Source organism: Burkholderiales bacterium (assembly GCA_036262035.1).
Taxonomy (GTDB): domain Bacteria; phylum Pseudomonadota; class Gammaproteobacteria; order Burkholderiales; family SG8-41; genus JAQGMV01.
The window spans coordinates 1-12,265 of the sequence record DATAJS010000004.1 but is presented as its reverse complement, the minus strand read 5'-3'; the positions used below and the strand labels follow the sequence as shown (position 1 = coordinate 12,265).

The 12,265-nt window shown below is 64.5% G+C and carries 18 protein-coding genes; 5 read left to right on the top strand and 13 right to left on the bottom strand.

What is annotated here, in order from left to right; all coding sequences use genetic code 11:
* Window positions 1-156: 156 nt before the first annotated feature.
* From VHP37_02710 to VHP37_02695, 4 genes are all read left to right on the top strand, one after another.
* Window positions 157-414: a hypothetical protein gene (locus VHP37_02710; protein HEX2825235.1), complete on the top strand. Its 258-nt coding sequence runs from the start codon at window positions 157-159 to the stop codon at window positions 412-414.
* Window positions 415-632: 218 nt separating this feature from the next.
* Window positions 633-809: a DUF1328 domain-containing protein gene (locus VHP37_02705; GenBank protein HEX2825234.1), complete on the top strand. Its 177-nt coding sequence runs from the start codon at window positions 633-635 to the stop codon at window positions 807-809.
* Window positions 810-826: 17 nt separating this feature from the next.
* Window positions 827-1,000 (top strand): DUF1328 family protein, encoded by a 174-nt coding sequence (locus VHP37_02700; protein HEX2825233.1) that lies wholly within the window; start codon window positions 827-829, stop codon window positions 998-1,000.
* Window positions 1,001-1,026: 26 nt separating this feature from the next.
* The gene (locus VHP37_02695) at window positions 1,027-1,164 is read left to right on the top strand and encodes an entericidin A/B family lipoprotein (GenBank protein ID HEX2825232.1); all 138 of its coding nucleotides are present in this window, start codon (window positions 1,027-1,029) and stop codon (window positions 1,162-1,164) included.
* A gap of 155 nt (window positions 1,165-1,319) precedes the next feature.
* Here VHP37_02695 and VHP37_02690 read toward each other — a convergent pair whose 3' ends face one another.
* The 7 genes from VHP37_02690 to VHP37_02660 form a co-directional block, all read right to left on the bottom strand.
* Window positions 1,320-2,834 (bottom strand): amidohydrolase family protein, encoded by a 1,515-nt coding sequence (locus VHP37_02690; GenBank protein ID HEX2825231.1) that lies wholly within the window; start codon window positions 2,832-2,834, stop codon window positions 1,320-1,322.
* Window positions 2,835-3,006: 172 nt separating this feature from the next.
* Window positions 3,007-3,420, bottom strand: a complete 414-nt coding sequence (locus VHP37_02685; protein ID HEX2825230.1) for a ClpXP protease specificity-enhancing factor — start codon at window positions 3,418-3,420, stop codon at window positions 3,007-3,009.
* A gap of 8 nt (window positions 3,421-3,428) precedes the next feature.
* The gene (locus tag VHP37_02680; GenBank protein ID HEX2825229.1) at window positions 3,429-4,028 is read right to left on the bottom strand and encodes a glutathione S-transferase N-terminal domain-containing protein; all 600 of its coding nucleotides are present in this window, start codon (window positions 4,026-4,028) and stop codon (window positions 3,429-3,431) included.
* 13 nt (window positions 4,029-4,041) lie between these two features.
* Window positions 4,042-4,791, bottom strand: a complete 750-nt coding sequence (locus VHP37_02675; protein HEX2825228.1) for a cytochrome c1 — start codon at window positions 4,789-4,791, stop codon at window positions 4,042-4,044.
* Window positions 4,792-4,802: 11 nt separating this feature from the next.
* Window positions 4,803-6,200: a cytochrome b N-terminal domain-containing protein gene (locus VHP37_02670; protein HEX2825227.1), complete on the bottom strand. Its 1,398-nt coding sequence runs from the start codon at window positions 6,198-6,200 to the stop codon at window positions 4,803-4,805.
* A 6-nt stretch (window positions 6,201-6,206) separates the two neighbouring features.
* Window positions 6,207-6,803, bottom strand: a complete 597-nt coding sequence (gene petA, locus VHP37_02665; protein ID HEX2825226.1) for a ubiquinol-cytochrome c reductase iron-sulfur subunit — start codon at window positions 6,801-6,803, stop codon at window positions 6,207-6,209.
* Window positions 6,804-6,899: 96 nt separating this feature from the next.
* On the bottom strand, window positions 6,900-7,646 hold the full coding sequence (locus VHP37_02660; protein ID HEX2825225.1) for a Nif3-like dinuclear metal center hexameric protein: 747 nt from the start codon (window positions 7,644-7,646) through the stop codon (window positions 6,900-6,902).
* Window positions 7,647-7,714: 68 nt separating this feature from the next.
* Between VHP37_02660 and VHP37_02655 the strand changes: the two genes are divergently transcribed.
* A complete protein-coding gene (locus VHP37_02655; GenBank protein HEX2825224.1) occupies window positions 7,715-8,884 on the top strand; it encodes a Do family serine endopeptidase in 1,170 nt (389 codons plus the stop codon).
* 100 nt (window positions 8,885-8,984) lie between these two features.
* On the opposite strand, the gene tatC is transcribed toward VHP37_02655, so the two are convergent.
* From tatC to hisF, 6 genes are all read right to left on the bottom strand, one after another.
* The gene (gene tatC / locus VHP37_02650) at window positions 8,985-9,776 is read right to left on the bottom strand and encodes a twin-arginine translocase subunit TatC (protein HEX2825223.1); all 792 of its coding nucleotides are present in this window, start codon (window positions 9,774-9,776) and stop codon (window positions 8,985-8,987) included.
* A 27-nt stretch (window positions 9,777-9,803) separates the two neighbouring features.
* Window positions 9,804-10,250, bottom strand: coding sequence for a Sec-independent protein translocase protein TatB (tatB, locus tag VHP37_02645; protein ID HEX2825222.1), 447 nt, complete (start codon window positions 10,248-10,250; stop codon window positions 9,804-9,806).
* Between the two features lie 87 nt (window positions 10,251-10,337).
* On the bottom strand, window positions 10,338-10,565 hold the full coding sequence (tatA, locus tag VHP37_02640) for a Sec-independent protein translocase subunit TatA (GenBank protein ID HEX2825221.1): 228 nt from the start codon (window positions 10,563-10,565) through the stop codon (window positions 10,338-10,340).
* Between the two features lie 68 nt (window positions 10,566-10,633).
* A complete protein-coding gene (locus VHP37_02635; protein ID HEX2825220.1) occupies window positions 10,634-10,954 on the bottom strand; it encodes a phosphoribosyl-ATP diphosphatase in 321 nt (106 codons plus the stop codon).
* A 1-nt stretch (window position 10,955) separates the two neighbouring features.
* Window positions 10,956-11,339, bottom strand: coding sequence for a phosphoribosyl-AMP cyclohydrolase (gene hisI / locus VHP37_02630; GenBank protein ID HEX2825219.1), 384 nt, complete (start codon window positions 11,337-11,339; stop codon window positions 10,956-10,958).
* A gap of 17 nt (window positions 11,340-11,356) precedes the next feature.
* On the bottom strand, window positions 11,357-12,121 hold the full coding sequence (gene hisF / locus VHP37_02625; protein HEX2825218.1) for an imidazole glycerol phosphate synthase subunit HisF: 765 nt from the start codon (window positions 12,119-12,121) through the stop codon (window positions 11,357-11,359).
* Window positions 12,122-12,265: the final 144 nt, after the last annotated feature.

The window sequence follows — 12,265 nt, the reverse complement described above, 5'->3', positions numbered from 1 at the left end:
CCCCCTTTTGAGCTCGGTTTCGGGCTCTTTTTTTTGGAGCGGTGCAGACGCGAAAAAGTCGCCGGCCGGGAATGGCCGTTGCATCGTAATCCGGCAGTCCGTGAACACCGGCGGACTACGGGAAGGTATCCGCTACTCACCTCAAGAAAGCACCCCATGCGTAAACTTCGCCGCCTCCCCTGGCGCATCCCGAAATCCCACGACAAACAGCCGGCGAGCTCGGCCTCCGCCTACACCGGCGCCGAGCAGTGCGCCCGCGTGGAGCCCGAGCGCCGGTCGTACCGCGACGAGGAACCGAGCCAGCCCGTAGCCTTTGCCGGGGGCCGCTACGTCTACGGCGACGCGCCCTCGGTTTCGTGCCATACCGAGATCCGCCGCAAAGCCCGGCATAGAGTCGTCCTCGCCGGCGCCTGATCAATTCCGGGGAGGCCGGCGCCGCGCCGGTTTTCCCGCGTTTCGCTTCCGTCTTTCCCCGCTCCCCCGTTCGCGCGTGCGTTCGCCGCGCGCCGCCCGCGCTCGTCCGTCGCCATGCCCCCGGCATAGCCGGGCATACCCGTTGCAGTGAGGTGCTTACCGTAGCCCGCAATGGCCGCCAGCCGGCGCGTCAGGGCCAAAAGGTAAAGGAGATCATCATGTTGTACTACGCTGCGCTGTTCTTTGTGATCGCTCTGGTCGCGGCGCTGTTCGGCTTTGGTGGTATCGCAGCCGGTGCCGTAGAGATCGCGAAAATCCTGTTCTTCGTCTTCCTCGTGCTGTTCGTCGTTTCGCTCATCGCGGGACTGATGCGCCGGGGCGGACCCAGGGTATGACATAGGGAGGCCCTGAAATGCTCAAGTGGGCGCTCATCTTCTTCCTGATCTCGATCGCCGCAGGCTTCTTCGGTTTCACCGGAGTCGCCGCGGGCGCCGCCGGGATCGCGAAGTTCCTGTTCTTCACCTTCCTCGTGCTCGCGCTGGCCATCGTCGCGGTCGCCGTGGTCATCGGGAAGAAACTATTCTGAGTCGAAACGAAAGGAGTATCGAAATGCTGAAGCGTATCGTTGGTCTGCTCTGTCTTGCCGCTTTCCTGGGCGGCTGCAACACCATGGCCGGCGCCGGCAAGGACATCGAGCGCGGCGGCGAGAAGCTCCAGGACACCGCGAAGGACACCCAGCGGAAAATGTAAGCTGCAAATTGGCAAGAAAAACGGGGAGAGCGATGCTCTCCCCGTTCGTTTGTACGGCTCGGTACGCTTGCGCGTCCCCTACGGGCTAAAGGAAAGGAGGTTCAAGGAGGGAAACCTTGGTTTCCTTCCTTGGCGTTCACCGGGCCCGCGCGCCGTCAGGCGCGAGGCCGGGCGACGTAGCCGTAGGCTACGTTCGACCGGCCCTCGCCGTATTTCTCGTACGTCTCCTTGATCTGCGCCACGCGATCGACGATGACCTCGGCCTGCTGTTTCGGCGACACGCGGTAGATGCGCGCGTTGTTACCGCCGAAGATGGCGGTCTTGACCGGACCGTCGGCCGGCCCCAGCGCCGCGTACCCGTATTTCTTCTGCATGTCGTCCGGGATCTCGAGACGGCGCAGCGCCTCGATCTGCCACTGCGGCGCGCCGGTCCACACCGCGTCGGTCCCCCACACCACGTGGTCCGAGCCCAGCCCTTTCACGAGCTGGCCCATGATCGCCGCGCCCAGGCGCGGGTTGGCGGTCGTCGACCACGCGAAGAGCTGGCCGAGATCGCCGTAGACGTTCTTCACCCCGTATTTCGCCGGGATATCCGAGAGGTCGGTGACCCATTCGACGCGGCCGGTCTTCTCGAAGTGCTCCCACGCGAGCTTGGGCGCGTCGGGACCGGTCCAGCGCCAGCCGGAGTGGTAGATGACGAAGTTGAGCTGCGGCCAGTCCTTGGCGGCCTGCCCGACGTCGCGCACGTCGGAGTACGCGAGCAGATGCGGGAACTGCTTCTCGACCGACGGCGGGAAGAGACCCTTGTGGATGCAGACGTTGACGATGCTCGGCGTCTCCTTGCTCCACTTCACGAGCTGCTCGTAAAACGGATACATGAGCTTCTCGTCGTCGAGCCGGTACGGGTACTTCGAGAGGTGCTTGTTGGTGTTGTCGCCGATCGTGTAGCCCTTGAAGGCATCGGGACGGAGCTTCTCGTAATCCGAGCGCACCTTGTCCATCCAGCCGGGCCAGCCCGGCGTCATGATGGCGTGGGAGAACATGCGCTTGGTGCCGGCTTCCTTGTTCACCTTGGCGCGCGCGTCGAACTTCATCTCGTTGGTGAGGAACCAGTCCTGCGGCTCGTGCGACGGCGAGCCGCTGATCATCGCGACCTTGGTGTCGCTGTCGAGATAGATCTCCTTGAAGTAGTTCGCGAACTTCAGGTCGTCGATCGTCTGTTCCTTGCCTTTCATCGTCGGGTTCCAGCCGAGCTGGCCGACGGTCTGGCGCTGCGCCACGAACGTCTTGATGCGCGTGTCGTCGCGCAGGAAGTGCGTGTGCATGTCCATGATGAACTGGTTCTTGAGCGCTTTGGCGCGCTCGTCCGCCATCTCGGGCGTCGCGGCTTCGGCGCGCGAGACCGCGAACAGCGGACCGTAGGTGTCGTTCATCGCGAGGAACGCCGCGGCCATGCCCGATGCGGTCTTGAAGAACGCGCGGCGGGTCATGTTGTGCTTGGCCGCGAGCTCGGTGCCGTATCGCTTGATGCGGGACTCGAACTCGCGCTGCTTCTCGGTCTGCGGCGAGGGCATGTACTCGTCGCTCGATACGCACTGCGCGGGGATGGGGGACGGGAAAGCGGACGTTTCGGCGGGCAGGACTTCCTTCAGCTCTTCGGGCGTAAGCATGGACTCCTCCGGTGGACAGGTCGCTTCGATGCCGCTCCTTGGTTCGTTCTGATGGCGGTCGAACGATTCTCCGCTCGCGTCGCGGAGAGTGTCAATTTGGAGGATGTAGCGCAGGCGCCCTCGCCTGCCGATATGGAGGCCCTGCTGCAGGCGGGGCGCCTGCGCTACGGCGCTACTTGACGACTTGGAGGCGGGGACGGCCGCCTGACGGCGGCCCGTTGGGCGTATCGGTGGGGCTTTCCGCGGGCTGCTCGGCCGGCGCCGCGGCGGGCGTCTCGTCCGGCTGGAAGAACATGCCCTGGCCGTTCTCGCGAGCGAAGATGCCGAGCACCGCGTCGACGGGAATCGAGCACTCGCGCGATACGCCGTTGAAGCGCGCGGTGAACTGGATGAGGTCGTTGCCGATCGTCAGCCGGTGCGTCGCGTCGTAGCTCACGTTGAGCACGATCTCGCCGTTCTTCACGTACTCCATCGGCACGCGCGTGTTCGCGTCGACGCGCACCGACAGGTAAGGCGTGTAGTTGCTGTCCGAGCACCACTCGTGGATCGCGCGGATCAGGTACGGCTTGCTCGATTTTTCGGCCATGGCGGGACCTATTTGCGCATCACTTTTTCCGACGCGGTGAGCGCGTCTATGAAAGCGGGCCGGCTGAACAGGCGCTCGGCGTATTTCGCGAGCGGCGCCGCCTGCTTGGGCAACTGGATTCCGTAGTAGTCGAGGCGCCACAGCAGCGGCGCGATCGCGACGTCGAGCATCGAGAACTCGTCGCCGAGCATGTGCTTCTGTTTGGTGAACACCGGCGCGATCTGCGTGAGGTTGTCGCGGATGATCGTGCGCCCCTTGTCCGCCTGCTTCTGCGTGCCTTTCTCGATCGCGTCGATGTGGCTGAACATCTCCTGCTCGAAGCGGAATAGGAACAGCCGCGCCCGCGCGCGCATCACCGGGTCCGCCGGCATGAGCTGCGGGTGCGGGAAGCGGTCGTCGATGTACTCGTTGATGATGTTCGACTCGTACAGGATGAGATCGCGCTCGACCAGCACCGGCACCTGGTTGTACGGGTTCATCACCGCCAGGTCCTCGGGCTTGTTGAACAGATCGACGTCGACGATCTGGAAGTCCATGCCTTTTTCGTACAGCACGATCCGGCAGCGCTGGCTGAACGGACAGGTGGTGCCGGAGTAAAGCGTCATCATGATGGGATCAACCTCAATGTACGTCTTTCCAATACGACTTCTTCATCGCGTACGCGAGCCCGATCAGCACCGACAGCACGATGATCGCGTAAAGCCCGATCGTGACCCGATCGTTCTGGGCGGGCTCGCTCATGTACGTCATGTAGTTCACGAGGTCGGCGACCACCTCGTCGTAGGCGAGCGGATCGAGCGCGCCTTTGCGCTCGAGCTCGAGCTTGTGGACCGTGCGCATGTAGCCTTCGGCCGGGACCTTCGCTTCCTTGAGCACCTGCTCGCCCTGGAGCTGCCACAGCACGTGCGGCATGCCGACGTTCGGATAGACCACGTTGTTCCAGCCGGTCGGCCGCGACGGGTCCTTGTAGAAGCTGCGCAGGTAGGTGTAGAGCCAGTCGCTGCCGGTGCCCGCGTGCGACGCGCGCGAGCGTGCGATCACCGTGAGATCCGGCGGCGTGGCGCCGAACCACTCCTTCGACTCCTTCGGGTCCATGGCGATCTTCATCAGCTCGCCGACCTTGACCTCCGGGAACACCAGGTTGTCGCGGATCTGCTGCTCGGTGAGACCGATGTCCCGCAGCCGGTTGTAGCGCATGTAGTTCGCGCTGTGGCAGTTCAGGCAGTAGTTGACGAAGGTGCGGGCGCCGCGCTGCAGCGATTCCCTGTCATGCAGGTTGATCGGCGCCTTGTCGAGATGGATCTCGCCTTCGCTGGCGAAGCCGAGCACGGGCACGAGCAGGAAAGCCGCGAGGATTCTTATCGTTTTCATCATCGTCGTTCTCACGCCGTCACCCGCTCGGGAACCGGCTTGGTCTTGTCCATCCGCGAATACCACGGCATCAGCAGGAAGAATGCGAAATACAACACCGTGCCGAGCTGCGCCGCGTAGGTGCCGCCCTTCGTCACCGGCTGCGTGCCGAAGAAGCCGAGCACGAGGAAGGTGATGACGAAGATCGTGAGCGTGGTCTTGTAGAGACCGCCTTTGTAGCGCACCGACTTCACCGGGCTCGCGTCGAGCCACGGCAGCAGGAAGAAGATCATCACCGCCAGGCCCATCAGCACGACGCCCCACACCTTCGCGTCGATGAAATAGAAGCCCACGAGCAGGATCGCGCTGACGAGCAGCGCGATCGACTTGGCGCCTGCGCGGATCCAGTCGGTCCGCATGATGAGGAACAGCATCGCCAGCACGCCGGCGGCGAGCACCAGCATGAAGTCCGCGGTGGTGGCGCGCAGGATCGAGTAATACGGCGTGAAGTACCACACCGGCGCGATGTGCGACGGCGTCTTCAGCGGGTCCGCCGGAATGAAGTTGTTGTACTCGAGGAAGTACCCGCCCATCTCCGGCATGAAGAACAGCACGATCGCGAAGAGCGCGAGGAAGACCATCACGCCCAGCGTGTCCTTCACCGTGTAGTACGGGTGGAAGGGGATGCCGTCGACCGGGTGGCCGTCGGGACCGAGCGTCTTCTTGATCTCCACGCCGTCGGGGTTGTTCGAGCCGACTTCGTGCAGCGCCATGAGGTGCGCCGCGACGAGACCGACGAGCACCAGCGGGATCGCGATCACGTGGAAGGCGAAGAAGCGGTTGAGCGTCGCGTCGGACACCACGAAGTCGCCGCGGATCCACAGCGCGAGATCGGGCCCGATGAGCGGCAGCGCGTCGAACAGGTTCACGATTACCTGCGCGCCCCAGTACGACATCTGGCCCCACGGGAGGAGGTAGCCGAAGAACGCCTCGGCCATCAGCATGAGGTAGATGATCATGCCGAAGATCCAGATGAGCTCGCGCGGTCCGCGATACGACCCGTACATCAGCCCGCGGAACATGTGCAGGTAGATGACGATGAAGAATGCCGACGCCCCCGTCGAGTGCATGTAACGGATGAGCCAGCCGAACGGCACGTCGCGCATGATGTACTCGACCGACGCGAAGGCCTGCGCCGCGTCGGGCTTGTAGTGCATCACGAGGAAGATGCCGGTGACGATCTGGATCACCAGCACCAGCATGGCGAGCGAGCCGAAGTAGTACCAGAAGTTGAAGTTCTTCGGCGCGTAGTACTCCGCCGCGTGCTCTTTCCACAGCGAGATCAGCGGAAAGCGCTGATCGACCCACGTGAGGACGCCATTGAACGGTCCTGCCCCTGTCACCGGCTGTTTGTTGTGTGTTGCAGCCATTTCCTCTTACGCTCCCTTCGTGTCTTCGCCGATCAACAGCGTCGTGTCGCTGACGAACTTGTAGGGCGGCACGGTGAGGTTGTCGGGCGCGGGCTTGTTCTTGTAGACACGGCCGGCGAGGTCGAACAGCGAGCCGTGGCACGGGCAGTAGAAGCCGCCGTGCCAGTCGGCCGCGAAAGGCTCGGGCTGGGCGTGCAGGCGATCGACCGGCGAGCAGCCCAGATGGGTGCAGATGCCGACGAGGACGAGGTATTCGGGCTTGAGCGAGCGGAACTCGTTCTTGGCGTACGAGGGCTGCGTGCTGCGCGTGCTTGCGGGGTCGGCGACGCGGTCGTCGTCCGACTTGACCATCTTCAGCATCTCCTCGGTGCGCCGGACGATCCACACCGGCTTGCCGCGCCACTCGACGATCATGCGCTGGCCGGGCTCGAGATTGCTCACGTCGACTTCGACGGGCGCCCCGGCGGCCTTGGCGCGCTCGGAAGGCATCATGCTCGCGACGAACGGCACCGCTGCCGCCACCGCTCCGGCACCGGTCGCGGCGACCGTTCCCGCCGTGATCAGAAAGCGCCGTTTCCCGTCGTCCAACTCGTTATCGGCCATCGTTTTTTCCTGTGAAGCGAGAAAAAAACGACGATTCTATCAATCGGACGGGGGAAAGTTAAGCCATTCGGGCTTTTTCCGCGCTGCGTCAGCTACTTACACCGGGTTCGGCACGTCGACGTGGACATGTGCCAGCCCAAAATGGTGCGCAAGGTGCCTTCCCAGCGCCTCGATGCCGTAGCGCTCGGTCGCGTGATGACCGGCGCCGATGAACCCCACGCCGCTCTCGCGCGCGAGGTGGACGGTCTGCTCCGACGCTTCGCCGGTGATGTAGGCGTCGGCGCCGATGCGCACCGCATCCTCGAGATAGCCCTGCGCCGCGCCGGTGCACCATGCGATGCGCCGCACGCGTCGATCGGGATCACCCACCACCAGCGGCGGGCGGGCGAGGCTCGCTTCGACACGCCGAGCCAGCGCGGACAGCGTGAGATCGCCGTCCGCCCGCCCGAAGAACACGAGGTCCTGCTCGCCGGTGCGGCCTTCGACCGTCAGGCCGAGCCTGACGCCGAGCGTCACGTTGTTGCCGACTTCCCGATGCGCGTCCAGCGGCAGGTGAAACGCGTACAGGTTGAGATCGTGCTCGAGGAGCGTGGCCAGGCGGCGCCGCTTGATCCCGACGACGCGAGGGTCTTCGTTGCGCCAGAAGTAGCCATGGTGCACGAGGATGGCGTCGGCGCGCGCTTCGATCGCGCGCTCGATCAATTCCAATGACGCCGTCACGCCGGTGACGATGCGTGCGACGTCCGCCTTCCCTTCCACCTGCAGCCCGTTTGGGCAATAATCGCGGAACCTGGCGACGTCCAGGTACTGGTCGAGGTAGGCGTTCAGCTCTGCGCGCTGCATGACAAGAGCGATGCTGCCAAAATAATCCATTCTAGCCGACCAAGGTCCGCCGAAGGCCCTCCTTCCCCATGATCCGCAAGCTTTGGCTCGTCTTCTGCCAGACCGCGACCGTGTGCGTGGCGGCGCTGTTCGTCGTGACGAGCCTGCGGCCCGACCTGCTCTCCCTGAGCTCGCGCGGGGGCAGCGTGGTGACGATCCGCGAGGCGCCGCCCGACGCCGAGGCGCGCAAGATCTCTTCCTTCAGCGACGCCGCCAAGCGCGCGATGCCGGCGGTGGTGAACATCTACACCGCGAAGGAAACGAAGATCCAGCGCCAGCCGTTCATGGACGACCCGGTCTTCAGGCACTTCTTCGGCGAAGGCTTCGACGCGCAGACCCGCAAGAGCACCAACCTGGGCTCCGGCGTCATCGTGAGCGACCAGGGCTACATCCTCACCAACAGCCACGTCGTCGAAGCGGCCGACGAGATCGAAGTCGCGCTCGCCGACACGCGCCGCGCCAAGGCCAAGGTGGTCGGCACCGATCCCGAGACCGACCTCGCGGTGATCAAGATCGACCTGCCGACGCTGCCGTCGATCGCCTTCGGCCAGTCGGACCAGGCGCGGGTCGGCGACGTCGTGCTCGCGATCGGCAACCCGTTCGGCGTCGGGCAGACGGTGACGCTCGGCATCATCAGCGCGACCGGCCGCAGCCATCTCGGCATCAACACCTTCGAGAACTTCATCCAGACCGACGCTGCGATCAATCCCGGCAACTCGGGCGGCGCGCTGGTCGACACCGGCGGCCAGCTCATCGGCATCAACACCGCGATCTACTCGCGCGCGCCCGGCGGCGCTTCGCTCGGCATCGGCTTCGCGATCCCGGCGAGCACCGCGAAACAGGTGCTCGAGCAGATCATGGAGAGCGGCCACGTGACGCGCGGCTGGATCGGCGTCGGCGTGCAGGACATGACCAAGGAGCTGTCGGAATCGTTCAAGCTGCCGGAGATCCGCGGCGCGCTGATCACCGAGGTCTTCCGCGGAACGCCGGCCGACAAGGCGGGTATCAGGCTCGGGGACATCCTCGTCGCCGTCGAAGGCAAGCCCGTCACCGATTCGTCGACGATGCTCAACCTCGTCGCCGCGTTGAATCCGGGCAAGCAGGCGACGTTCAGGCTGGTGCGCGCGCAGCAGGAGACCGAGATCAAGGTCACCGTCGGGCGGCGGCCGCCCCAGCCGACGCGCGAAGCACAGCGCTAGTCGTCATTCCCGCGAAGGCGGGAATCCATTTTCATTTTGAATCGGTGTTGAAAATGGATTCCCGATAGCTCCCGCTATCGCGGTTCGGGAATGACGAGCTCTACTTCTTGCCTTCGATGCGGTCCAATTCCGCATCCATCTGCGCGTCGCTCGGCGGCAGGTAGTCGGTGTCCGCTTCCTCTTTCTTCCTGATCACGAACTTCGCGAAGAAGAGCCCGAGCTCGTAGAGGACGCACATCGGGACTGCGAGGAGGAGCTGCGAGACGACGTCCGGCGGCGTCACCACCGCGGCGATGACGAACGCGCCGACGATGAAGTACGGCCGCGCGCCCTTGAGCTGGTCGAGGGTGACGATCCCCATGCGCGCGAGGATGACCACGACGATCGGCACCTCGAACGTCACGCCGAACGCGAGGAACATCGTCAGCACGAAGTTCAGGTACTGCTCGATGTCCGGAGCGACCGAGATGCTCTTGGGCGCGATCTTGTTGACGAAGTTGAACACCACGCCGAAGACGAAGAAATAGCAGAACGCGATGCCCATCACGAAGAGCACGGTGCTCGCGATCACCAGCGGCAGCACGAGCTTCTTCTCGTGCGAATACAGCCCCGGTGCGACGAACGCCCACGCCTGGTACAGCACGTACGGCAGCACGATGAGGAATGCGACCATCATCGCGATCTTCACCGGAATGAGGAACGGCGTGATGACGCCGGTGGCGATCATCTTCGAGCCTTCCGGCAGCGTGTGCATCATCGGATAGGCGAGCACGTCGTAGAGATCCGACGCGAACGGGAAGAGGCACAGGAAGACCACGCCGATCGCGATGAGCGAGCGCAGGAGCCGGTCGCGCAGCTCCATCAGGTGCGAGATGAAAGTGTCTTCGCTCATCGCTTTCTGCCGCCGCGGTTCGCGGCGTCACGCACGTCTGGCGGCGTCCGCAGGTGACGCGATGTCCAGCTCGAGCTGCGCGCTTCGCTCGGCGGGGGTGAGAGGGTCGGAAACTACGGCAGGCTCGGGTCTGGCAGGCGCCTGCTCGATCGTCGCGGCTTCGGCCGGCGCGGGCAGCGGGGTGGGATTCGCCTCCTGAGCGATCTTCTGGATCTCCGATTCGGCCGCGCCGATCTCCTTGTTGACGCTGGTCTCGAAGCTGCGCGCCGCTTCCTGCATGTCCGCCTGGAGCTTGCGCAGCTCCTCGAGCTGCATCTCGCGGTTGATATCGGCCTTCACGTCGTTGACGTAGCGCTGCATGCGGCCGAACAGATGCCCCACCGTGCGCGCCACCTTCGGCAGGCGTTCCGGGCCGATGACGATCAGCGCCACCACGCCGATCACCATGAGCTCGGAGAAGCCGATGTCAAACATTTTGCGGTGAAACGTGAAACGTGAAGGGTGAAACGTGTAAGCCGCACATGATCGGAGCTCGGCGTTTCACGTTTCACATTTCACTTTTCACGTTTTGGTGGTCTCTTTCCTCGCCTCGCCCTCGATCGTCTGACCGGCGGTCGGCGGGATTTCGGTCTTCGGCGTCTTGTCGTCCTCGCCGCTCTTCATGCCTTCCTTGAAGCCTTTCACCGCGCCGCCGAGGTCGGCGCCGATGTTGCGCAGCTTCTTGGTGCCGAAGATGAGGACCACGACGAGCAAGACGATCAGCCAGTGCCAGATGCTGAACGAACCCATATCGCTACTCCTGTATTGTCTGAAGCCGCGGGGAAGAGAGAGCTTGCGGCCGCGCGCGAGACGTGCGGCTAACCCGGGCGGCGTGCGTTCTTCTCCGCGATGCCCGAAGTGCCTTCGCGTCGCTCGAGCTCGCCGAGAACGTCTGCAGGGCCGGCGCCGTGCCACGCGAGCAGCACCATGCAGTGGAACCAGAGGTCCGCGACCTCGCGTATGAGATGCAGTTTATCACCGTCCTTGGAGGCGAGTAGCGTCTCGGCGGCCTCCTCCGCGACCTTCTTCAGGATCGCATCGTGCCCTTTGGCCGCGAGGCTCGCCACGTACGACGTGCCGGTATCGGCGGTGAGCCGCGACTGTATGGTTTGTGACAGACGGTCGAGGATGTCGCTCATGTCATTTCCCGTAGATCTCGCGCGGGTCCTTGAGCACCGGATCGGTCTCGACCCACACGCCGTCTTCCAGCCTGCGATAGAAGCAGCTCTCGCGTCCGGTGTGGCAGGCGATGCCGCCGTGCTGCTCGACGACGAGCAGCACCACGTCCGCGTCGCAGTCCAGCCGGACCGACTTGATCTTCTGCACGTGGCCGGATTCCTCGCCCTTGTGCCAGAGCTTGTTGCGCGAGCGCGACCAGTAGTGCGCCTCGCCGGTCTCGACCGTCTTCGCCAGCGCCTCGCGATTCATCCATGCGAGCGTGAGCACGCGGCCGGTGGCGAATTCCTGGGTGACCGCCGGCACCAGGCCGTCGCTGGTCCATTTGACTTCGTCGAGCCAGTTCATGGCGGCAGGATACAGGACTAGAGCCTCACCTCGATGCCGCGGCCGCGCATGTGCTCCTTCGCCTGGCGCACCGTGAACTCGCCGTAATGGAAGATGCTCGCGGCGAGCACCGCGTCGGCGTGGCCCTCGATCACGCCGTCGGAGAGGTCTTCGAGACCGCCGACGCCGCCGCTCGCGATGACCGGCACGTCGAGCGCATCCGAGAACGCGCGCGTGAGCTCGAGGTCGAAGCCCGAGCGCGTGCCGTCGCGGTCCATGCTGGTCAGCAGGATCTCGCCGGCGCCGAGCTTCTGCATCTTCACGCCCCACTCCACCGCGTCGAGCCCGGTCGCGCGTCGGCCGCCGTGGGTGAACACTTCCCACTTCCGCGATGCGTCGGGGACGCGCTTCGCGTCGACCGCCACCACGATGCACTGCGAGCCGTAGCGGTCCGCCGCATCGGCGACGAGCCGAGGGTTCTGCACCGCCGCGGTGTTGATGCTGACCTTGTCCGCGCCGGCGTTGAGGAGCCGCCTCACGTCCTCGACGCTGCGCACGCCGCCGCCGACGGTGAGCGGTATGAAGACCTGCGCCGCGACGCGTTCGATGATGTCGAGGATGAGCCCGCGCTCGTCGCTGCTGGCGGTGATGTCGAGAAAGGTGAGTTCGTCCGCGCCCTGGTCGTCGTAGCGCTTCGCGACCTCGACCGGATCGCCCGCGTCACGCAGGCCGACGAAGTTCACGCCTTTGACGACGCGCCCCGCGTTGACGTCGAGGCAGGGGATGATTCTCTTGGCAAGCATGCTGCTAGTGTACTGCCCCGTTAATTTTTGGTACTTTGCGGTATCTCATCTTGGAGAGATCGCAATGCCCCAACGCATGCCCCCGGTCATGTTGAGTGCCGACGAACGTGAACAACTGGAATCGTTGTCGCGGTCGCGCTCGAT